This is a genomic window from Paenibacillus sp. FSL F4-0243 (assembly GCF_037963295.1).
GTDB lineage: Bacteria > Bacillota > Bacilli > Paenibacillales > Paenibacillaceae > Paenibacillus_AQ.
This window is the reverse complement of record NZ_CP150151.1, coordinates 2,904,744-2,926,321: the sequence shown is the minus strand read 5'-3', so window position 1 is coordinate 2,926,321 and position 21,578 is coordinate 2,904,744. Positions and strand designations below refer to the sequence as shown.

The 21,578-nt window shown below is 43.4% G+C and carries 25 protein-coding genes and 1 riboswitch; of the genes, 9 read left to right on the top strand and 16 right to left on the bottom strand.

What is annotated here, in order from left to right; genetic code table 11:
• Positions 1-11: 11 nt before the first annotated feature.
• Genes NSS87_RS12860 through NSS87_RS12850 form a run of 3 tightly spaced genes read right to left on the bottom strand, consistent with a single transcriptional unit; the run spans position 12 to position 2,974 of the window.
• Entirely contained in the window at positions 12-1,088 is a 1,077-nt protein-coding gene (locus tag NSS87_RS12860) for a Gfo/Idh/MocA family oxidoreductase (RefSeq protein WP_042187540.1), read from the bottom strand.
• Between the two features lie 22 nt (positions 1,089-1,110).
• On the bottom strand, positions 1,111-2,208 hold the full coding sequence (locus NSS87_RS12855) for a Gfo/Idh/MocA family oxidoreductase (RefSeq protein ID WP_042187538.1): 1,098 nt from the start codon (positions 2,206-2,208) through the stop codon (positions 1,111-1,113).
• Complete coding sequence (locus tag NSS87_RS12850) at positions 2,201-2,974, bottom strand: sugar phosphate isomerase/epimerase (RefSeq protein WP_042187536.1); 774 nt, start codon at positions 2,972-2,974, stop codon at positions 2,201-2,203. Before NSS87_RS12850 ends, NSS87_RS12855 begins: the two co-directional genes overlap by 8 nt.
• A 320-nt stretch (positions 2,975-3,294) precedes the next feature.
• Between NSS87_RS12850 and NSS87_RS12845 the strand changes: the two genes are divergently transcribed.
• The gene (locus NSS87_RS12845; protein WP_339247550.1) at positions 3,295-4,113 is read left to right on the top strand and encodes an AraC family transcriptional regulator; all 819 of its coding nucleotides are present in this window, start codon (positions 3,295-3,297) and stop codon (positions 4,111-4,113) included.
• 110 nt (positions 4,114-4,223) lie between these two features.
• Here the strand turns inward: NSS87_RS12845 and NSS87_RS12840 are convergent, their stop codons facing one another.
• A complete protein-coding gene (locus NSS87_RS12840; RefSeq protein WP_076282853.1) occupies positions 4,224-4,955 on the bottom strand; it encodes a class I SAM-dependent methyltransferase in 732 nt (243 codons plus the stop codon).
• A 61-nt stretch (positions 4,956-5,016) separates the two neighbouring features.
• Positions 5,017-5,223, bottom strand: a complete 207-nt coding sequence (locus NSS87_RS12835; RefSeq protein ID WP_042187530.1) for a hypothetical protein — start codon at positions 5,221-5,223, stop codon at positions 5,017-5,019.
• A gap of 145 nt (positions 5,224-5,368) precedes the next feature.
• Between NSS87_RS12835 and NSS87_RS12830 the strand changes: the two genes are divergently transcribed.
• Positions 5,369-6,049, top strand: coding sequence for a TIGR00266 family protein (locus NSS87_RS12830; protein ID WP_042187527.1), 681 nt, complete (start codon positions 5,369-5,371; stop codon positions 6,047-6,049).
• A 365-nt stretch (positions 6,050-6,414) separates the two neighbouring features.
• On the opposite strand, the gene NSS87_RS12825 is transcribed toward NSS87_RS12830, so the two are convergent.
• The gene (locus NSS87_RS12825; protein ID WP_042187525.1) at positions 6,415-6,888 is read right to left on the bottom strand and encodes a transcriptional repressor; all 474 of its coding nucleotides are present in this window, start codon (positions 6,886-6,888) and stop codon (positions 6,415-6,417) included.
• Positions 6,889-7,209: 321 nt separating this feature from the next.
• Between NSS87_RS12825 and NSS87_RS12820 the strand changes: the two genes are divergently transcribed.
• Positions 7,210-7,872: an S-layer homology domain-containing protein gene (locus tag NSS87_RS12820; protein WP_076282857.1), complete on the top strand. Its 663-nt coding sequence runs from the start codon at positions 7,210-7,212 to the stop codon at positions 7,870-7,872.
• A 93-nt stretch (positions 7,873-7,965) separates the two neighbouring features.
• Here the strand turns inward: NSS87_RS12820 and NSS87_RS12815 are convergent, their stop codons facing one another.
• From NSS87_RS12815 to NSS87_RS12805, 3 genes are read right to left on the bottom strand one after another with little or no spacing between them, the layout of a single operon-like run.
• On the bottom strand, positions 7,966-8,718 hold the full coding sequence (locus NSS87_RS12815) for an amino acid ABC transporter ATP-binding protein (protein ID WP_339247546.1): 753 nt from the start codon (positions 8,716-8,718) through the stop codon (positions 7,966-7,968).
• Between the two features lie 14 nt (positions 8,719-8,732).
• Entirely contained in the window at positions 8,733-9,401 is a 669-nt protein-coding gene (locus NSS87_RS12810) for an amino acid ABC transporter permease (RefSeq protein ID WP_076299420.1), read from the bottom strand.
• 51 nt (positions 9,402-9,452) lie between these two features.
• On the bottom strand, positions 9,453-10,289 hold the full coding sequence (locus NSS87_RS12805) for an amino acid ABC transporter substrate-binding protein (protein WP_076282859.1): 837 nt from the start codon (positions 10,287-10,289) through the stop codon (positions 9,453-9,455).
• Between the two features lie 223 nt (positions 10,290-10,512).
• A riboswitch (TPP riboswitch) is annotated at positions 10,513-10,616 on the top strand.
• 267 nt (positions 10,617-10,883) lie between these two features.
• On the opposite strand from NSS87_RS12805, the gene NSS87_RS12800 reads away from it, so the two are divergent.
• The 6 genes from NSS87_RS12800 to thiE are packed head-to-tail and all read left to right on the top strand — an operon-like array spanning position 10,884 to position 15,696.
• A complete protein-coding gene (locus NSS87_RS12800) occupies positions 10,884-11,579 on the top strand; it encodes an ABC transporter ATP-binding protein (RefSeq protein ID WP_339247543.1) in 696 nt (231 codons plus the stop codon).
• The gene (locus NSS87_RS12795; protein WP_339247542.1) at positions 11,560-12,333 is read left to right on the top strand and encodes an ABC transporter permease; all 774 of its coding nucleotides are present in this window, start codon (positions 11,560-11,562) and stop codon (positions 12,331-12,333) included. The genes NSS87_RS12800 and NSS87_RS12795 overlap by 20 nt, the downstream gene beginning before the upstream one ends.
• Complete coding sequence (locus tag NSS87_RS12790; protein WP_339247540.1) at positions 12,330-13,364, top strand: ABC transporter substrate-binding protein; 1,035 nt, start codon at positions 12,330-12,332, stop codon at positions 13,362-13,364. Before NSS87_RS12795 ends, NSS87_RS12790 begins: the two co-directional genes overlap by 4 nt.
• A 41-nt stretch (positions 13,365-13,405) precedes the next feature.
• A complete protein-coding gene (thiM, locus tag NSS87_RS12785) occupies positions 13,406-14,200 on the top strand; it encodes a hydroxyethylthiazole kinase (protein WP_339247538.1) in 795 nt (264 codons plus the stop codon).
• A 22-nt stretch (positions 14,201-14,222) separates the two neighbouring features.
• Entirely contained in the window at positions 14,223-15,050 is an 828-nt protein-coding gene (gene thiD / locus NSS87_RS12780; RefSeq protein WP_339248546.1) for a bifunctional hydroxymethylpyrimidine kinase/phosphomethylpyrimidine kinase, read from the top strand.
• Entirely contained in the window at positions 15,040-15,696 is a 657-nt protein-coding gene (gene thiE / locus NSS87_RS12775) for a thiamine phosphate synthase (protein ID WP_156113226.1), read from the top strand. Before thiD ends, thiE begins: the two co-directional genes overlap by 11 nt.
• On the opposite strand, the gene NSS87_RS12770 is transcribed toward thiE, so the two are convergent.
• The 7 genes from NSS87_RS12770 to NSS87_RS12740 form a co-directional block, all read right to left on the bottom strand.
• Positions 15,677-16,369 (bottom strand): pseudouridine synthase, encoded by a 693-nt coding sequence (locus tag NSS87_RS12770; RefSeq protein ID WP_076299426.1) that lies wholly within the window; start codon positions 16,367-16,369, stop codon positions 15,677-15,679. The two genes, thiE and NSS87_RS12770, sit on opposite strands and share 20 nt — an antisense overlap.
• Positions 16,370-16,483: 114 nt before the next feature.
• The gene (locus NSS87_RS12765; RefSeq protein WP_042187505.1) at positions 16,484-16,666 is read right to left on the bottom strand and encodes a DUF3934 family protein; all 183 of its coding nucleotides are present in this window, start codon (positions 16,664-16,666) and stop codon (positions 16,484-16,486) included.
• Positions 16,667-16,781: 115 nt separating this feature from the next.
• Entirely contained in the window at positions 16,782-16,907 is a 126-nt protein-coding gene (locus tag NSS87_RS12760; protein WP_339247534.1) for a hypothetical protein, read from the bottom strand.
• Between the two features lie 389 nt (positions 16,908-17,296).
• Entirely contained in the window at positions 17,297-18,382 is a 1,086-nt protein-coding gene (asd, locus tag NSS87_RS12755; protein ID WP_076282867.1) for an aspartate-semialdehyde dehydrogenase, read from the bottom strand.
• A 125-nt stretch (positions 18,383-18,507) separates the two neighbouring features.
• Positions 18,508-19,110 carry a response regulator transcription factor gene (locus tag NSS87_RS12750; protein WP_042187498.1) on the bottom strand — a complete coding sequence of 201 codons (603 nt, stop codon included), beginning with the start codon at positions 19,108-19,110 and terminating at the stop codon, positions 18,508-18,510.
• Positions 19,110-20,246 carry a sensor histidine kinase gene (locus NSS87_RS12745; RefSeq protein WP_339248543.1) on the bottom strand — a complete coding sequence of 379 codons (1,137 nt, stop codon included), beginning with the start codon at positions 20,244-20,246 and terminating at the stop codon, positions 19,110-19,112. Before NSS87_RS12745 ends, NSS87_RS12750 begins: the two co-directional genes overlap by 1 nt.
• A gap of 161 nt (positions 20,247-20,407) precedes the next feature.
• On the bottom strand, positions 20,408-21,472 hold the full coding sequence (locus NSS87_RS12740) for a fatty acid desaturase (RefSeq protein ID WP_042187494.1): 1,065 nt from the start codon (positions 21,470-21,472) through the stop codon (positions 20,408-20,410).
• Between the last annotated feature and the right edge of the window lie 106 nt (positions 21,473-21,578).

The following is a 21,578-nucleotide window of genomic DNA, read 5'->3' as shown; positions in this document are numbered from 1 at the left end:
TTGCAAATAGTTTACTTACCTTCACCATACATATCGAAGTCTTTTACTACTTGGTTCTTCTCAGCAGATTCAAAAATAGCTTCAATCAAATTCTGAACACGCATTACTTCGGCATTCTTAACGATTGGCTCTGCTGTTCCCTCAATAACGGCTGCGAAATTGTCGTAGAAGCTAGAGCCTAGCTCCGCAGGTTGAGGTAAAGCTTCTGTAATCGTAGCCCCTTCTGAAGGAGGCGCCATAGTTTTGGTTAATCCAACACCAGCACGTATAGGCTTAGGCTCGATCTTTTCACCTTCATTGTTTCTGGTTACTAAACGTCCAGTTAAAGACCAATCTTCGATAATACCCGTTCCTTCAATACCCTTCACATACCATCTAGGCAGCGTAATAAAGTTAGTTGTCCCAACCTCAACGATAGCTTTAATTCCATTCTCAAATTGCAGGATGGCTTCAAAGCCATCATCTACATCATTGCCTAGAATAAAGCTCAGACTGCTGCTCACACTGATGACTTTGCTATCGATCATAAATAAGAGCTGATCTAATAAATGAACGCCCCAATCTAGCAGCATTCCTCCACCTTGTGCCTTGACATGGCGCCAGTCTCCTGGAATACCATTCGCTCCATGTACGCGAGATTCAAGCTGGAACAAAGAACCGATGGTCTCTTGATCATACATTTTTTTGATGGTTAAGAAATCCTCATCCCAACGTCTGTTCTGATGTACCATGAACACACGTCCTGCTGCATCCGCAGCATCCAGCATATCTTGAAGCTCTTCCTTGGACATAGCGACTGGCTTCTCACAAATAACATGTTTGCCAGCTTGTAGCGCACGTATAGCGATTTCTTTGTGTACATCGTTTGGTGTCGCAATAAGAACAATCTCAACTGCAGGATCTGCTAATACTTCTTCATAACTTTCATATACCTTGTAACCAGCATTGATGGAGTCCGCACGACGTGCTTCAAGCAAGTCGTATGTCCCTACCACTTCTAGGGAGTTAGTCTCCTTAATTAATTTCGCGTGATAACTTCCCATTCCACCAAAGCCAACGATGACTACGGAATGTATCTTTGAGCTCATGACTTCCACTCCTACTTCCCTATTAATTATCTGATGTGCCGTCAAAATACACAGCGCGACCTGTACGTGAAGATTCATAAATAGCTTCCAAGATTTGAGTAACAACGAGGGCCTGCTCAGGTTTAACTACAGGTTCCTTGTCTTCTCTAACCGCCTCAAGCCACAAGCGAGCTTCACGATCAGATTCATTTTCCTGTCCACCATCAAAGAACGCTACTCCACCAGCAGACAAGTCTACTTTGGTCTCATACAGACGTCCACCACGGTCACCGTTTAGGCGCAGACCATCCTTCATATCTGCACCACCTTCTGTACCTGCAAGAAGCGTCTGAGCTTCTCGATACTCAGATACATTTAGTGCCCAGCTAGATTCAAGTACAATTGTAGCACCATTTTCCATGGTAATAAATCCAAAAGCTGAATCTTCTACCTTAAATTGCTCAGGATCCCAAGGACCAAAGGCATTTCCAGCGTTCTTTCGGTTACTCAGCTTATGGAAAGACGAGCCCATAACACTGCGTGGTTTATAATTATCCATCATCCATAAAGTAAGATCAAGTGCATGCGTACCGATATCGATCAGTGGGCCGCCGCCTTGCTTTTCTTCATCCAGGAACACGCCCCAAGTAGGAACCGCACGACGACGAAGGGCAATTGCTTTTGCATAATAGATATCACCTAGTTCGCCGTTTTCGCAGAGTGCTTTAAGGTATTCACTATCCGAACGATAACGGTTCTGGTAAGCGACAGACAACTTCATCCCCGTACGCTTCGCAGCATCCAACATTTCTTGTGCTTGGGCAGTGGTTTTAGCCATTGGTTTCTCGCACATTACATGGTTACCTGCTTCCAATGCAGCAATAGTAATCACGGAGTGACTGTCATTTGGTGTACATACATGAACAATATCAAATCCGCCAGCTTTCAAAAGCTCAGTGTAATCTGTATAAACAGCAGCGCCTTCAGCGCCATAAGTCTGAGCGGCTTTCTGTGCACGCTCTTCTATGATATCGCAGAAAGCTACCATTTCAGCATCCTTCTGACGTGACAAACTTGGCATATGTTTCCCATTTGCGATACCACCGCAACCTACAATAGCAATTCTCAACTTATTAGACATTAACTTTTCCTCCTTGATTTGCGTATGCTTTTACCCATTTCAAACTATCTTCTACACTTTCTAATGGTGAACGACTGCAGAAATCCTGCTCTACTACCGCCCACTCCACATTTGCCTGTACAGCTGCATTTAAAATTGCAGTAAGGTTCACTTCACCTTCACCTAGTACAACAGTTTCCGGAGATCCGTCTTCTTTTTTCTTCAAATCCTTCAGATGGATGATCGGCAGTCGACCTGCGTATTTATTGATATATTCAACTGGATCATAGCCTGCATGATGTACCCAGCAAGTATCCATTTCCACTTGCAACAGGTCAGCCGGCACCTCTTCAAACAATCCATCAAAAGCAGTACGGTCACTATCACCATATTTATCTGTTAACTCGAAATCATGATTGTGATACAGAAGAACTGCTCCGCCCGCTTTGCACTTTTCTCCAATAACCTTCAGATTCGCGGCAACCTCTACATAGTTACGTTGTTCTTCTGACAAATAAGGAACAATCAAATTTGGATTTCCAATCTCAAGATTGTAAGAGATCTCTGCTTCTGTATCATTCAGCAATGCGTCATATGGACGATGTGCGCCGAGCGCAACTAGTCCAAGCTCATTTAGCAATTGTTTGACTTCTGCTGCGGTGCGGCCGAAATAGTGGAAAAACTCTACGCCTTTATATCCAAGGGCTGCTACCTTACGCAGTGTTCCTTCAAAATCCTGTTCCAATTCTTCTCTAAGCGTGTACAATTGCAGACCTATCTTCAGCATTTTCTAATCACTCCAATGGGTTTAGGGTTAGCTTACTAATTCATTTAAACTTCTTTCTGCTGCTCGTCCCCAAAGAGATCAACAGCAGCAATCACTTGAACAATAATGCTGTTGCAGAATTGACTAATCTGATTCCCATTAGTTTCCTTCAACTGCCATTCTTGTTTGCATAGCTAATATCGACTCCGTATAGCGTGGATGGTCGATTTCTTTCTTTATTGCTTAGGTACATAGTAATATGAAAGCGTATATAATAAAATGAATAATATGATTAAAACATGAACAATCTGATTATCATTTCTAGACATCAAGGAGGACACATGAATCAATCAACTACCTGTCACGTTTTATCTGCTGGATTTTCCTTTCACCGCAAACCTTTTCATATGTCACATAGCCATGGAAATCAGAACTATTTAATTCGTCTGCAAACAGAGGGCCGAAGTCGAGCAATGATCGACGGTGTGATGACTCTAGTAGAGAGCGGCGATATCATGCTGTTTGCTCCTAATGATCCTTACTATTTAATCATTGATAAGGAAGAGTATCCTGTGGGTAAGCCGCGGATTGAAAGCGGAGATTATCATATTTTTTGTGAAGGAACTTGGATTGTTGAATGGTGGGAACGTGCTCAGAGACCCTCACTCTTAAGTGTGCCACTTAGTGAGAATTTCCTCGGCTTATTTCGTCAGCTGATTCTTGAGCACAGACGTCTTTCCGATTTCTCACCAGCGATATCTGCCTGTTATCTGCAAATCCTGTGTATGGAAATCGACAGACTCATTACAGATCAGCCAGCGATTACGCCTAAAGGCTATCTAGCTTACCGAATGAAGCAATATGTTGAGGAGCATGCAACCTTACCTTTTCTGTTGGAGGATGTTGCCGCACATGTAGATATTTCCGTCTCCCGTGCCGTTCATTTATTTAAGGAGGCCTTCGGGACCAGTATTATCAAATATGTAAATGATGTCCGGCTAGAGATGGCAAGAGAACGAATAACCTTCAGCCCGATGCCGCTGGAGCAAGTAGCAGAAACCTGCGGTTTCGCGAACTATACTTATTTTCACCGTGTATTCCGAAGTCGTTTCGGCATGTCCCCTAGACAGTACCGTGTACACAGCAGAACTCAAGTATAATATAGAGGTGAATTGCATCAACAAAAATAGGGCTATCCCTATAGTAGATAAACTACTGAGAGGATAACCCTCGTTTCTATATTCAAACAATAGTCATGTTAATGAGATGATTATTCTTTTTCAGCTGAAATAATCAGGAACATCGGCCTGCGATCCTCGTCCTTCATCCACGGATCATCGCTCATTTCATCAGAAGGCTTAGGCTCCTTAACTGCTTTGATAGCAAACCCGGCTCCAATCAAGTCATTGAAGTAGGTTGAAATTGTACGATGATATTTAATCACATTTTCTGTTAAGAAGGTCGTTTCACGCAATCCCTCAGACTGATAATGATCTACAGGCCAATGAAGACGATTGCCTTGGTCATCCACATACCAATCCTGTTCATTTCGAGAAGTAAAGATGGGATGCTCCACTGAAAATATAAAGCTGCCGCCTGGCTTAAGGTAAGTATGAACCTTGCGACAGATAGCTTCAAAAGATTTTACATAATGCAAGGCCAATGAACTGATGACCACATCAAATTGTTCGCTCGCAAATTCAATATCCTCAATCGGCATCTGGATATAAGAAATAGCTGGATCGTCTGTTTTTTCACGCGCTTCTTGAAGCATTTTTTCAGAGATATCTACGCCAACGACTGAGCTTGCCTGCTGCTCGCGTGCATATAGACAATGCCAGCCAAATCCGCAGCCTAAATCAAGAACACTTTTATTATGTAAGTCTGGGATCAGAGGTTGTAATACATGCCATTCTCCAGCTGCTTCAAGCCCACCAATGGAACGAGGCATTTGTTTATAGGCTGAGAAGAAATTCGTATCGTCGTATTTATTTTGTTTCATCAGTTATATATCTCCTATCCATAATGTCTTCCATCAGTATATTCTTAGTGACACATTATTTTCAAATCGCCAAATAAAAAGGAGCATCATCTTGGAAGATCCGCTCCTTGTGTTTGTTCTTATTCAATTGCTGTTGTTTGCTCGGCGTTAACCGTACATGCTGTGAAATGGCGCCATAATCTCCATTGGATCTTCGACTTTGAGCTGCGCACCAGGTTCCTGAGCGCTCTGCCTTTAACAAGGCTTTTTGAGTCTTGGTTCGTGCCATGTGGCACCACTCTCCTATTCATAGATGAACTATTAGACAACTACAGTTTAACATAATACAGACTATGAGCGCAGCCAGAATTCCGTTACAATGAGATCACTGCTAGTTTTCTTACTTATCTAAATAGATTCGGAGGTTTTTAGTGATGAAATACGATGTTTTGTACGAGGGTGCTTTTGCTATGTTGAAGGTATATTTGGACCCCGGCGAAAGCGTTAAAGCTGAGATGGGCGCGATGGTTGCCATGTCTCCCAACGTAGAATTAAAAGGAACGGCTGATGGAGGCGTAATGCGGGGTCTGGGAAGAATGCTGAGCGGTGAAAAGTTCTTCTTCCAGGAACTCAGAGCTATCCGTGGTCAAAGTGAGGTCCTACTGTCTCCTGGATCATTGGGTGATATCCAAGCTATCGAATTAGATGGATCCTATAAGCTGTTAGTTCAAAAGGACGGATTCTTAGCCGGTACGGAAGGCATTCAAGTAAATACCAAAATGCAAAATTTAACACGCGGACTTTTCTCTGGTGAAGGCTTCTTCATTGTAGAAATCAGCGGCAGAGGAACAGTATTCCTGTCCTCCTTCGGAGCGATCCATGCCATTAATTTAGCACCTGGTGAAGAGATGATTATCGACAATGGACATCTCGTCGCTTGGCCAGATTATATGGACTATAAGGTAGAAAAAGCAGCCTCGGGTTGGCTGAACAGTTTAACCAGTGGTGAAGCGCTTGTCTGCCGATTCCGCGGAGAAGGTGTAATCCTCGTTCAGAGCCGTAACCCTGGGAGCTTCGGAACGTGGATTAAATCCTTCGTGCCCACTCGAAGCTAAGAAAAATGACATAGAATTTCCCGTAAGTAGGATTTCCTTTAACAGTTTAAAAGGCATTGTAGCGCTTCTCTGGTTTTTAAGAAGCGCTGCTTTGCGTGCAAATTAAGGAATATCTCCCTATAATCCAGAGATTTCTGCGTAATTGACTACTAATTAGGGAAATCCTCCCTATAATTCCACTGATTTGTTGTGAAATATAGATATTTGTCCGATTTATAGGGAGGATTTCCCCATTTCCATTCGTATCGGGCAATTATCAGTTATTGAGAGGGAGTTTTTCCCTAATTCTTTTCCGAAAAAGAAGCTGCCCCCTAAGTAGTACTTACTACTTCTGAGACAGCTTCTTCTTATAGGTAGAAAGCGGCTTAAGAAACCGCTTTGTTTGCTTTTTCTTTTTTGCAGCCTGTTCGTTTACATGTGTCATAAGTACCCTTGAAATCTAGGCGGTGATCCGTGACGTTAAAGCCATATTCACGTTCCACTCTTTTCTCCAGCTCCACTAGCCAGTCATCCTTAATTTCCTCCAACCTGCCGCACACGCTGCATATCAAATGATGATGCATGTGAGAATGATCATTCCCGCGCAGATCATAACGAGCGACTCCATCTCCGAAGTTCATCTTTTCTACAATGTGAAGCTCACATAAGAGCTCAAGTGTACGGTATACCGTTGCCAGCCCTAAATGCGGATAACTATTCTTGACAAGCATATATACTTCTTCTACGCTGAGATGATCTTTCTCATTGTCGAGCAATATGTTCACTATGGCCTCACGCTGGGGCGTTAATTTATATTTTTGCGCCGCAAAAAGCTGACTGATATTTGAAATTTGATCCATTTGATCTCCTACCTTCCCGGAATGATTTAACATCCGTATCCACTGAGACGCACCCATTTATGCATCAAAATATTAAACGTAAATAGTAATCTTTACGATATAATCATATCAAAAATAATCACGAATGAATAGAGCCTGACATCATTATAACATTTCAGCTCTCTTATCCAAAGTTCTTTCATCCATTCCTGCCTATTTTTCTGCCAAAATCTACTTTTTCGTGAAATATTATAGGTTTGACCGCAACCTTTCCATATTTTTCTGCGTTTAAGTTTGTGATAGCGGCCACGAGGCCTATCCATACAACGAGGTGAAATAACCATGAATATGAAAAAAAGAACGTTAGCCGCGATTACAACCGTTACGATTCTCTCCTTCTCTTTGGGTGGCCAAATATTTGCAGCCGGAAATACCTTTAAGGATATTGATAATATAAACGGCAAAGAAAAAATTATTTCTTTAAAAAATCAAGGCTTGATCAAAGGGGTTAGTGAATCCCAATTCTTGCCCAGCTCCAAAGTAACAACAGCACAAGGGATCCAGTTCATTTCGGGTGGACTCCAGCTTAGTCTCGCGGCTATTGATTTCAACAAAGCTCCCGTTGCCAGTGGCTTGTTCACGAAAGTCAAGGATAAAGCTTGGTACGCTGAAGCCTTTATCAATGCGTATTACAATCGTGTCGAGCTTCCTAAGGACATTGATCCAACCAAAACAATGACCAAAGAAGAGTTCACCAATTATCTAGTGCAAGGGGTCGAAGGCATTGGGAATCTGCCGATGATCAATATAGTGCCCGTAGATATCGCTGACGATGCTGCGCTGAATCCTTCTTATCAAGGCAGCATTCAACGTTCTCTTAAATACAAGATTAATAGTTTAGACGCCAATGGGAAGTTTAATCCAAAAAGTGAAATCACTCGCGCCGAAGCTGCGATTATGCTCTATAATGCTTTGGAATTTCTGAAGACCGGTATTAAATCCTAACCTAGAAGCGACACACCAATAACATTGAATGGTAAACAAGAAAAAGCAGCCCAGGTATAGTCCTGGACTGCTTTTTTGCGTCTTGATCGTCTTCTATACTTCTTCTCCACTAATTCTGTTCAGAAATTGTAGAGCACGAGGATGCTGCGGATGCTCAAGAACTTCTTGCGGAGTCCCTTGCTCTAGAATATGGCCTCCATCCATCAGAATGATCCGGTCAGCCACATCCGCAGCAAATTTCATCTCATGGGTCACTATCACCATAGTCATTCCCTCTGCCGCTAACTGTTTAATAACCTTAAGTACTTCCCCCACCAACTCTGGATCAAGCGCAGAGGTAGGCTCATCGAACAACAGCACCTCTGGATCTACTGCCATGGCACGAGCGATAGCTACCCGTTGCTGCTGGCCACCAGACAGTTGGTGCGGAAAAGCATCCGCTTTGTCCGCCAAGCCAACTTTAGTTAACAACTGAAGGGCACGTTCGCGTGCTTCGTCCTTGGATCGTTTCTGGACCGTCACCTGCCCTTCCATCACGTTGCCTAGTGCAGTCATATGCGGAAAAAGATTATAGGACTGAAAGACCATCCCTGTTTTTTGGCGTAATGCCAAAATGGACTTCTGGGGGATTTTCTTGTTATCCGTGAAATTAATTTTAATATCACTGAGCGATAAGCTTCCTTGATCAGGGACTTCAAGCAGATTAAAGCAGCGTAAAAGCGTTGTTTTGCCTGAACCCGATGGGCCAATAATGACCAGTACCTTGCCATGTTCCATTTCGAGATCAATGCCCTTTAATACCTGCAGCTCACCGAAGGATTTATGCAAATTAAGTATTTCAATCATAATTGTCTCCCCCTTTAGCTCGCAGAGTAACGACTCAGTCGTTTCTCCAAGTAATTTTGCAGTGCTGATAACACTGAGCAGAATAGTAAATAGAACAATCCTGCTTCGCAATAGATCAGCAGTGGCTCATAGGAGGTGGAAGCAACCTGCTGTGCTGTTCTGAACATCTCCGTATAGGTAATGGTCGCTGCCAGTGAAGTGTCTTTGACCAAGCTAATAAAGGAATTCGATAACGGCGGAACAGAAACACGGGCAGCTTGTGGCAGTATAACGCGGCGCAGTGCCTGGGCACGAGTCATCCCAACGGAGAAGGCCGCTTCCCACTGACCTTTATGTATAGACAGGATAGCAGCACGTATGATTTCTGATGAATAAGCTCCTACACTAAGCGTAAATCCAATGGTCGCGGCTATGAAAGGGTCGAGCACGATTCCAACTGCCGGCAAACCATAGAAAATAATAAACAGTTGTACCAACAAAGGGGTTCCACGAATGACCCATACATAAAAGCGAGCGATCAGCTTCGGAAGTACCCACGGGGAGAGACGAGCTAGTGCAGTCAATATCGCTAAGATCAGTCCAAGTGCAAATGATATCAATGCCAAAGGAATGGTAAAAGCCACCCCAGCTTTTAGCAGGGGTAGCAGTGAATCTAAGAAAATTTGTATTTTGCGGTCATCCATTTTTAGACATCCTTTTTTGGTTCCAAGCTAGTTAGCTTCTGAAACCTTGTATTATTTTGAAACGTCAGCACCAAAGTATTTCTCAGAAATCTTTAAGTATGTGCCATCGCTCTTCATTTCAACAATTGCATCACTAACTGCTTTTACCAACTCATCGTTGCCTTTTAAGAAAACAGCTGCGCTTTGCGAACCGTCAGGAATCTCATCTACCACTTTAATTTTCACATCAGGCTTTTGCTTTTTCAGGTCCAGATAAGACAAACCATCATTTACAGTCGCATCAATACGGCCTGAGGTCAATAGGTCCATCGCTTGATTGAAACCGTCTGTAGCAACGATTTCAGCACCGTTCTCACGGGCGATATCGGACAGGTTACTGGTTAGAGATTGTCCAGCTTTTTTACCCTTAAGATCTGCAAATGTTTTGATATCCTCATTGTTTTCACTCACTATCAATACCGCTTTAGATACGATATACGGTTCAGAGAAATCATATTTCACTTTACGATCTTCATTAATGGATACTTCGTTAAAAATAACATCAAAACGCTTGGCATCCATCCCAGCAAAAATACCGTCCCACTGTGTCTCAAAAAATTCTGGTTCAACACCGAGGCGCTTCGCTACTTCCTCAGCAATTTCTACGTCAAAGCCGGTCAGTTTCCCCGAAGCGTCATGATAAGTAAAGGGTGCATACGTTCCTTCTGTTCCTATACGCAATTTGCCGCTAGCTTTAACAGCTTCCAGGCTGTTTTGCGCAGTGGCTGTATTTCCACCATTCGTTCCAGCTGAAGAATTTTTAGAAGTATCGGTATTCGAATTATTGCCGCAGGCCGCTACAAACACCACGGTTAACGCCAATAGTATAGTTAAACTTAGTTTTTTCATTATTAATTCCCCTCTCTTTACCCGGAATTCATCCGGTAAATTGTATACTACACTGGCTGATGTTTACCGTCAATGATTTTTTCCGATTATATTCATCGGAATTGTAATATTAGGTAAATCTCTACCCTTATATTACCCATTCTTAGAATAATCCTTCACAAGATCCTCTCTTTACATCTCAGAAAGATATGGTATATTTATAAACAAATTAAATATGGACCTGTTATTTCACTAGGGGAGTCGGCCGACTGAGACGGAGCTTCAAGCTCCGGACCCTTGGAACCTGATCTGGATCATACCAGCGGAGGGAAGTGGAGCAGAATTTTCATCCCATGCATTTTTAGTGTTCCTATGCTGAATGAACTTTTTGACCCATTTATTTCCCACCGGAAATGAATGGGTCTTTATTTGTTTACAATCAATCACAAAACATAAGCGTAGGCTTTCGAAGCAAGTTTTCTACGATGCTTTCCAAGAAGCCAACGCTCACAAAACTTTTTAGGAGGTTCGATCATCACGACAATCCTATCCATTCAAGGCTTAACCTACTCCTTTCCGGAATCAGAACAACCCCCTGTATTCGCAGATCTATCCATGGATATCAGGCAAGGTGAGTTTGTTTCTGTCATTGGGGTTAGCGGATGCGGAAAAAGTACGCTTTTCAAAACTATAGCAGGCTTACTCGAACCCACTCATGGGAAAATAATAATTCATTTGAACTCGTCATCCTCTACTCGCTTAGGTCAGATCTCATACATGCCTCAGCAGGATTTGCTGCTGCCTTGGAGAACCGTGCTCGACAACTGTCTTTTGCCCTGGGAGATAAAACCAAGGTTTAGTAAACAACAGACGATCTCTCACATTCGGGAAATGCTGTCACGCTTCGGTTTGGCCGATGTAGAGAGGGCTTATCCCCATGAGCTATCGGGTGGCATGAAACAGCGAGTCGCATTTCTACGAACGCTTGTAGCTGGCGGCGGGGCCGGACTTATGCTGTTAGATGAGCCATTTGGAGCGCTCGACGCTATGACCAAACGTGAGATACACCGTTGGCTGTTGGAGCTTTGGGATGAGCTGGATCAAACAGTGATGCTCATCACCCATGATCTAGAGGAAGCGCTGTTACTAAGCGATCGGATTTATTTATTGTCTGGAGGCGTGCATAGCGAATTACAGGAGATCATCGTTGATTTACCGAGGCCAAGACATTACAAGATGAACTATGAACCCCGGTTTATAGCGTTACGAGAAGAGTTGGAGCGGAGACTGTATGCATCCCATACCTTTTAAAAAATATTTAAACAATTACGGCCCCTTCATTCTACTGCTATTGTTCATTCTTGTGATCTGGGAATCAGCTGTTCGTCTTCACTTGATTCCAGCCTTTATCCTACCTGCACCTTCTTCAATAGGTATTGCATTGATCGAACACAGGCAATTACTCAGACCGCATTTATTGGCGACACTACAGGAAATATTGGTAGGTTTTGTTCTCTCGGTTATCTGTGGTTCACTGCTGGGCACCGGAATGTTCTTGTTTCGCCCCCTTGAAAAGGCCATCTATCCGTTCCTTATTATCAGTCAGACGATCCCGTTAATCGCGCTATCCCCCATTTTCATTATGTGGTTCGGTTATACGCTGTGGAGCAAAGTGGCTGTTGTGTTTCTAACTGCTTTTTTTCCAGTCGTTGTGAGTACATATGACGGACTTCGTACAAGTGGTCAAGCCTACAAAGACTTATTGTTAACATTTGGCGCAAACCGCTGGCAACTGCTTGCTAAAACCCAAATCCCGCTGGCGCTGCCCTCTTTTTTCTCAGGACTAAAGCTATCCATTGTGTACTGCGTGATTGGAGCAACCATCGGCGAATGGCTTGGAGGCAGCAAAGGACTCGGTTACTTTAGCCGAAGGATGGCCGGAAATATGCAAAGTGCCGAAATGTTCGCCGCTGTATTTCTGTTGTCCGCGCTCGGTGTAATGTTGTTTCTGATGATAGCTCTGCTCGAACCATTATTTTTAAAGAAAAGAGGATCTAAGCAATGAATGATTTGAATTTCCAAAGAAAATGGCTTATTCCCGTATTTCTCATATGTTCACTCCTAATCTTCACCAGCTGCGGAAAAGCATCCAATGTAAGTAGTCCTCCTGCTAATTCATCTAATAACGAAATTATACAAACGCACAAGCTGAAGATTATGCTCGATTGGTATCCCAATGCCGTTCACTCTTTTTTATATGCTGCTGAGCAGAATGGTTATTTCCAAGAGGAAGGTCTGGACGTAGAGATCCAAATGCCCGCAGACAGCAATGACGCACTGAAGCTTGTAGCAGCGAATCAAATCGATTTAGCGTTTAGTTATCAACCTCAGGTGCTCATGGCACGCAGTGAGAACATTCCAGTACGTTCGATTGCTGCGATTGTGAGACATCCGCTTAATCATTTAATGGTACCTCAGGCTGGAGACGTTCATAGTCCCAAAGACCTCATAGGTAAACAGATTGGGTATTCTTCCATTCCTCTTTATGAAGCCATGATTCGTACGATGATCCAAAACGATGGGAGTGACCCTAAGGCCAGCAAATTAATAGACGTAGGCTTTGATCTTATTCCGGCGATTGCGACGGGGCAAGTGGATGCCATTATGGGAGGGTTCATTAACCACGAACAATTAATCTTGGAAAAAGAAGGTTATCCCGTGAACTCGTTCAATCCCACGGATTACGGAGTCCCCGATTATTATGAGCTAGTCCTTGTCGCCAGCGATCAAGGAATACAAAATTCTGAATCCTATTTCAAAAAGTTTCTAAATGCAATTACAAAAGGACAACAATTTGTGCAGGATAATCCGGAAAAAGCGTTAAATTTGCTGCTTGCACACGAAGATGAGACCTCTCCACTCGATAAGCAAATTGAAGAGAAGAGCCTAGCGATTCTACTACCGTTAATGAATGCAGGTGATCAAGATTTTGGATACCAAGCGCCAGCGTCTTGGGAGAAGGTAAGACAGTGGCTATCGGACAATGATTTACTGTCTACTGACATCAAAGCTGAGGATGCTTTTATTAATCTTTAAACATTAGCTATTCGCTAATAAAACTTGAGGAGGAATAAATCATGAGTTATCTATCCAAAGTACGGGAATCCAATCCACTGGTCCACAATATCACCAACATCGTCGTAGCCAATTTCTCAGCCAACGGTCTTTTGGCGCTGGGTGCCTCCCCCTTTATGGCGGATGCTCACGAGGAAGTGGTCGATATCGCCGCATTTTCATCTGCTGTAGTTCTAAATATCGGCACACTGAATGACTACGCCATTCAATCCATGGTGCTCGCGGGACAATCTGCGAATAAGCACGGCGTTCCCTTAGTTCTTGATCCAGTGGGTGCGGGAGCCACTTCTTATCGAACAGCGGTCACTCAAAAGCTAGTGAATGAGATGCAGATTACCGCTCTACGTGGCAATGTAGCTGAAGTTGCCAATGTCATTGGTGAAAGCTGGTCTATTAAAGGGGTAGATGCAGGCGAAGGGGATGGCGACGTAGTCGTCTTGGCTGAGTCAGCCGCGCGGAAGTTAGGCTGTGTAGTTATCATCACCGGAAAAGACGATGTCATCACAAATGGATATAACACCTACATTGCCAGCAATGGTCACCCAATTCTAACGAAAGTAACGGGAACCGGTTGTCTGCTAAGTGCAGTAGTCGGTGCATTTCTAGCGGTAAGTGAAGGAGCATCTCTTGAAGCCGCAGTCGAAGCTCTCTCCTTCTATGGAGTGGCTGCTGAAATCGCCGCTGAACTAACGACTGGACAAGGTCCGGGGAGCTTTCAAATCGAGTTTCTAAATCAATTGAGCTTGGTCACAGCTGAAACTTACCAAGATAAATCAATAATCAAGCAACTCAGATAACAACCCTAAGGAGTGAACAATGATGATATCTAAAGCTTTAACTATAGCCGGCTCGGATAGCGGTGGTGGCGCTGGCATCCAAGCAGATCTAAAAACCTTTCAGGAGCTTTCTGTATATGGAATGAGTGCTCTTACGGCTGTGACAGCCCAGAACACCCTCGGAGTTCAAGGCGTTTATCCGTTGACACTGGAAGTTATTACTCAGCAGCTTGATTCCATTGGACTTGATCTGAAGCCGGATGCTGTGAAGACCGGGATGCTTTTTAGCAGTGACATTATACGTATCGTAGCAGAGAAGATCCAGCAATACAGCTGGCGTAATCTTGTAGTTGATCCTGTGATGGTTGCTAAAGGAGGTTCCACGCTGCTACAGCAAGAAGCTGTTCAGTCCTTAATCAATCATCTCCTCCCGCTAGCCTTAGTGACGACACCCAATATTCCAGAGGCTGAAATGATTACCAACAGAAGCATCACTACTATAGACGATCGTAAAGAAGCAGCTAAAATAATTCATGCCATGGGCTCTAACTATGTAGTGCTAAAAGGTGGGCATGATACTTCAACTAAGGCTGTTGTGGATCTCCTATATGATGGTCACGAATTCATCTTTATGGAGAGTCAACGAGTTCAGACTAGACACACGCACGGCACAGGCTGCACCTATTCAGCAGCAGTCACTGCCGAGCTTGCCAAGGGCAAAACCGTTCCCGAAGCAACACACATAGCTAAAGCTTTTATACAAGCGGCGATTGAAGACGAGCTGGGCATAGGGGCTGGACATGGACCTACGAATCATTTTGCATATCAGAATAGATTGCGAGGGATGAACCTTGAAACAAATAGACAGTGATCAACTGCGGGATTTATTAAAAGTCTATTTCATTATGGGCAGTGTGAATTGTCGGATAGCCCCAGCCAAGGTATTAAAAGAAGCCGTCGCGGGAGGCATAACGATGTTCCAATTTCGTGAAAAAGGTACGGGGGCATTAACTGCCCAAGTTAAATTTAATTTAGGAAGACGGCTCCAAAAGATATGTCGTGCTAACGGAGTCCCTTTTATCGTTAATGACGATATTGATCTAGCCATCGCCCTTGATGCGGACGGCATTCATGTAGGACAAGATGATACCCCTGCGCTAGCGATTAGGCAGTTGCTTGGCGAGGATAAGATCGTTGGTGTGTCCGCTCATTCGCTCGCCGAAGCTCGGCAGGCGATAGCGGATGGAGCCGATTATCTGGGCATTGGTCCTGTTTATCCTACCTCTTCCAAGGAGGATGCCCAAGCTGTTCGAGGCACATCAGTTATTGAAGAAATACGAAACAGCGGCATTACGATTCCTTTGGTTGGCATAGGCGGGATCACGGTGCACAATGCAGCACCAGTACTAGCTGCGGGTGCGGACGGTATCTCCGTTATCTCAGCTATTGCGGGCGCTGAAGACATCGCCTTGGCAGCCAGAGGATTTGTTCACGAAGTTAATTTAAGCGGGTCATAAGCTCACTCAGCTCTTCTCCGCTCAAATGCCGCCATTGTCCTCGCTCCAAACTATCAAGTGTAATATTCATGATTCTTATACGCTCTAGCTTTAGTACTCTATATCCTAACTCCTTGCACATTCTGCGTATTTGCAGATTAAGGCCTTGAGTTAGGATAATTCTAAACTGACATTCCGCGATCCGAGAGACCTCACAAGGTTTTGTTGTGACGCCAAGAATATCCACACCACTAGACATGGCATGTATGAACTCTGACGTTATTGGCTTGTCTACATGAACTACATATTCTTTTTCATGCCCATTCTCGGAACGCATCATTTTGTTTACGATATCTCCATCGTTGGTTAACAAAATGAGGCCTTCCGAGTGTTTATCTAATCTGCCGATCGCAAAGATCCGTGAGGGATAACCTACAAAATCTATAATATTCCCAGCTACATTTGGCGCAGCTGTACAGGTGATGCCTATCGGTTTATTCAGCGCGAGGTATACCGGCTCCCCTTTACTGCTTGTTATGGGCTCTCCATCAATCCATACGATATCCTCTGGCTCTAAAAGAATATTCCCATCACAGACGATGCCGTTAACAGCGATCCGGCCTGCGGTAATGAGTCGTTTCGTTTCCCTTCTAGAACAGAAGCCCGTTTCGCTTATATATTTATCGATTCTCACTGATGATCCTACTTTCCTTCTGATACTGATACTTGCATCTATCCATAAAAAAACACCTGATTTTAACGATCAAAATCAGATGTTAACCTTCAGGAATAATTGATTTCAAGGGAGCTATTTCGAGCTTCCGCTTTTTTTCACGTTATTGCCCTTGCTTCCACTTGCATCTTTAGCGCCTGGACCCGTGGTTGGAGCACCTTTTGCAGGTTTAACTGGTTTTGCTGTTTTGTTCCAGCGTGTCCAGCCCTTACTCCCCGTACCTCTGCCCGTGCCGCCACCTTTACTTTTTGCACCCATCTTATCACTCCGTCAGTCATTCAGAATTCGTATAGTTTATACACTTCATCTATTTTACCACACTCTCAAACTTTCTGTTTAAGTAATAGCTCAGCTTCGTCTAACGATGCTCTGATTAGTATTTAGCATCTTTATTCATTTCATGAATATCAAAGGTATCTTCATGTATTTCAATCGCGATGACAGTACCCTCTTTTTCGAAAAATTGCACATGCCCTAACCGCTTATTCTCCAACTCCACCCAGCCAGCATCCTCTAATTTATTAAAGTAGTGGTCAGGTCGATAGAGACCTTATTCTCCCCCTATATTATCCAATTCGTATTTTACGCCTATTTTTATATTGGGGTTACTTGAAGTTGTTGTCACTTCGATTTCCTTTGCTTTCTTAGGAATAGGAATTTCAGCATTTATAGAAGATATTCCGTACTCTTGCTCCTCTTGAGTTGATGATGTACATCCGCTTGTGAATAGTATTAAAGGTAACCATAAAAAAGCTAATAAATATTTATACAGGTATATCAGCTCCTTCCCTAACTTATTTTACCAAATCAATCCATTAAAAAACACCCCATCAAAGACTAAGCTTTGATAGGGTGTCTATTTCGAATCAGCTTTACAGCTTATCCATTTTATTTAGGCTGAATATAACCTTCTGCTTTCAGAAGCTCAGCGATCAATACAGCACCGCCAGCTGCTCCGCGCAGGGTGTTATGGGAGAGACCTACGAATTTGTAATCATAGATGGCATCTTCGCGAAGTCTGCCCGTCGATACGCCCATACCATTCTCAATATCACGATCCAGTTTGGTCTGTGGACGGTTCTCCTCTTCGAAATAAGTAATGAACTGTTTAGGGGCGCTAGGCAGTTCAAGCTCTTGAGGACGTCCTTTGAAGCTATTCCAGAGTTTCAGAATCTCTTCTTTGGATGGCTTTTTCTCAAAAGAAACAAATACAGCAGCCATATGTCCATCCGCTACAGGCACACGGATACACTGCGAAGTAATCGTCGGCGCTTCACTTTTTACGATGCCTTCCTCTTGTACGCTTCCCCAGATGCGCAATGGCTCTTGCTCGCTCTTCTCTTCTTCGCCACCAATGTAAGGAATCACGTTGTCTAGCATTTCAGGCCAGTCAGCAAAAGTCTTGCCCGCACCCGAAATTGCTTGGTAAGTGGTGACTACAACTTTAGAAGGGTTGAATTCTTTAAGTGCATGAAGCGCAGGCACATAACTTTGAATGGAGCAGTTAGGTTTAACCGCAATGAAACCAGTCTCAGTGCCCAGACGTTTTCTTTGCTGCGCAATAACCTCAAGATGCTCTGGGTTAATCTCAGGAATGACCATAGGCACGTCCGGTGTCCAACGATGCGCTGAGTTATTAGAGATAACTGGAGTGCCTGTACGAGCATAAGCTTCTTCGAGCGCTTTAATCTCTTCTTTTTTCATGTCTACTGCGCAAAAGATCAGGTCAACGTCCGCAGCTACTTCTTCTACCTTAGAAGCATCTTGAACCATAATATTCTTCACGTTCTCAGGCATTGGAGTGGATAGCTTCCATCTGCCCTTGGCCGATTCTTCATACGTTTTCCCAGCAGATTTCGCACTGGCAGCAATCGCAGTTACTTCAAACCAAGGATGATTCTCTAGAAGGGCAATAAAACGTTGTCCTACCATACCTGTGCCGCCAACTATGCCGGCTCTTAGCTTTCTTGACATCAGAAAATACACTTCCTTTTGATTAACTGTCCTATTGTGAATAATAGGCCGATAATTAATGATATACGGGTCGAGAACATTTGGCGAGTGTTAACATCAAAATAACATTAAAAAATTTAATATTTTCATTTAAACCAGCCTTTTTCCTTAAATCGAGTGATCGCTTCAATCCGATTTCCCACATCCAGCTTATCGAGGATAACAGAAATGTAGTTCCGTACCGTACCAGTGGTAATGTACAGCTCGCTGGCAATTTCTTTCGTATTTTTGCCATCGGCGATCAGGCCGAGTACTTCCTTCTCCCGCTGAGTCAATGGATTCACTTCACCACTGTAGGCTTCATCCATCAGCTCCGGTGCATACATGCGTCTGCCTGCCATAACATTCCGGATAGAGAGTGCCAGCTCTTCACTAGGACTGTCCTTCAGTAAATAAGCATGAACACCCGCTTTGAGCGCACGTTCGAAATATCCCGCCCGGGCAAAGGTCGTTAATATCATCGTTTTGCAGCCGCTAGTCTTCAGGGCTTCTGCAGCGTCGAGACCACTCATTGCCGGCATCTCAATATCCATAATACAGATATCCGGTTTAAGCTGCTGAACCATTGCAACAGCCTCTTCCCCATTACTTGCTCGGCCTACGACCTTCATATCCTCTTCTAAATCAAGCAAAGAAGCCAACGCCCCGAGGAGCATTCGTTGATCCTCAGCGATTACAATTTTAATCATTATAGGATGACCTCCTGTTCCTGATGTTTGAATGCATTGGGTACTTTAATCACAATTGTAGTCCCGCTATCTCTCACGATATCCATACAGCCATTCACAAATTCAAGACGCTCTCTCATGCCTTGCAGCCCATGACCTTTAAAATAAAGATCGTTCCCAGGTATACCGGTCCCGTCATCTTTCACTTTAATGACTAGATCCGTGCGTGAGGGTTCAATCAGAATAGAGCAAGACTTTGCCCCACTATGCTTCACAACATTAGTGACAGCTTCCTTTATACACATGCTGAGGACATTCTCCGTAATCAATGAGGTGTTTGTTAGCTTCGGGTTCCCCTCCAGCATATAATCAATCTCCGCAGCCGCAAGGAACTGCTGAATATGAATCAGTTCATCTTCAAGCCGAATGCCACGCATTCGTGTAACCATCTCACGAACCTCTTTCAGCGCACTTCTCGCCGTTTGTCGAACATCATTGATCTCTGCTTTTGCTTGGGTAGGATTAGAGTCGATTAGCTTTCCTGCCAAATCACTCTTCAGACCAATTAATGAAAGCTTCTGACCTAATGTATCATGAAGATCACGCGAAATTCGTTGTCGTTCTTCAAGCTTAACGAGTTCGGATATCCGTTTATTGGCATCTTCCAATTGGTCTTGCAGCTTCTCTTGATTGTTACGGTTGTAGGTAGTGATGGGTAGAAGAATCACTGCAATCATGCTAACAAGGACGAACGGAAGCTGGCTAATAAACACTGAATTACGCGAGAGCAGCTCATAATTGATTGTAATGATCGTAGTTAGCAGATGAATAGAGTACAGTGTGAAGAACCCTACTCGATTCTGTATATTCCCAATAAAAAAGGCTAGAAAAAGTGCAAAATACATATATCCGAACAAAAGCGTCATTGTTATAGAAACTATAATTTGGACACTCGTCCAGAAATAAACCAGCCACCCCTTAGAAACAAAGGAAAGCACATAACAAACAAAAAATACAGCAATCATCAAGATTCCCCAAACTACTTGGTAGGTAGAGGAGGAGCGAAATATAAAATAAAACGGTAGAATGTAAAAAACGACCCACACATAAGGGCTGAGACCTGTGCTTTTATGAAAAATATGATGCCACTTTTGCATGACCGCTCTCCTTTTTACCATACATTACTCTCCTTATTCTAGCACAAATTCAGTGAAAATCTGTTGAACCACTACGATAAATAGAAAAAGATTAGAGCCACGAATGATTTCTCCGGCTCTAACCTTTCTTTATACTCCTATTTTGTTCGAACCTATAGTTATTATTCTCCTTGGAGTCTAGTCTTATGAACTTGCAGGACTTCTCCCGCTACCTTAGGTTTGCTTAGTCTCGACTTTACCTCTTTAAAGCTGATGAAGCACTTATTCTCCTCATCCCAAAGACGGAAGTGTAGAGCCTTCAAGCTAGTGCTAAGCGTTATGGTCGTCGCCTTTTGCAATGGTGGCGTTGCATTATGTGCTTTTTCTAAATTATAGTTGGGTACCTTTGGACTTAAATGATGGACATGGTGGAACCCGATGTTCCCTGTGATCCATTGCAATAGCTTAGGTAGCTTGTAATATGAGCTTCCCTCTACTGCAGCCATAACATAACTCCACTCCGATTCATTCTCGAAGTAGGAATCCTCGAACTGATGCTGAACATAGAACAACCATATTCCGAGAAAACCGGATACAAAGGCTATTGGCAATTGCACCATAATAAAGGCTTGCCAGCCGATCGCCCAAATAAGCAAACCGTAGAGAGCTGCGATAGATACATTAGTTAAATAGGTATTCATCCGTTCTTTACGTCTAGCGCCTTTAGCATTAAACCGATATTGAATCATAAAAACAGCAATAGGTCCTAAACCGAACATCACGAGTGGATTACGGTAAATCCGGTAATACAGACGTTTCCAGGATGAAGCTGCTTCATATTCATCGACAGTCATAATCCATATGTCACCAATCCCTCTTTTATCGAGGTTACTGGAGCTGGCGTGATGAATGGAATGACTATGCTTCCACTGCCGATAAGGAACAAGTGTCAGTACACCTGTAATCGTTCCGATAATGTCATTCGCTCTACGATTCTTAAAGAACGAACCATGTGTACAGTCATGGAAAATAATAAAAGTTCGGATTACAAATCCTGCTGCAGGAATGGCCAACAAAAGGGTGAGCCAGTAGGAAACGGATAAAGAGAAATAAGCTCCGCCCCATAACAGCACAAGTGGTCCTAAAGTATTAATGAGCTGTCTTATGCTCGCATTGCGGTCGTTTTTTTCGTAAGGGGCTACACTTTTTTTAAGACTGGAGAGCTGTGATGTCTGTTTTGTAGTCATCTTTATCGTTTCCTCCTTGATGTGTCTGGCTAAGGATCTTTTTATCTATCCTAAGTATAGGAGATAAAGTGTCATCCTATAAGTCATAAACATCAAGTAAAGGGTA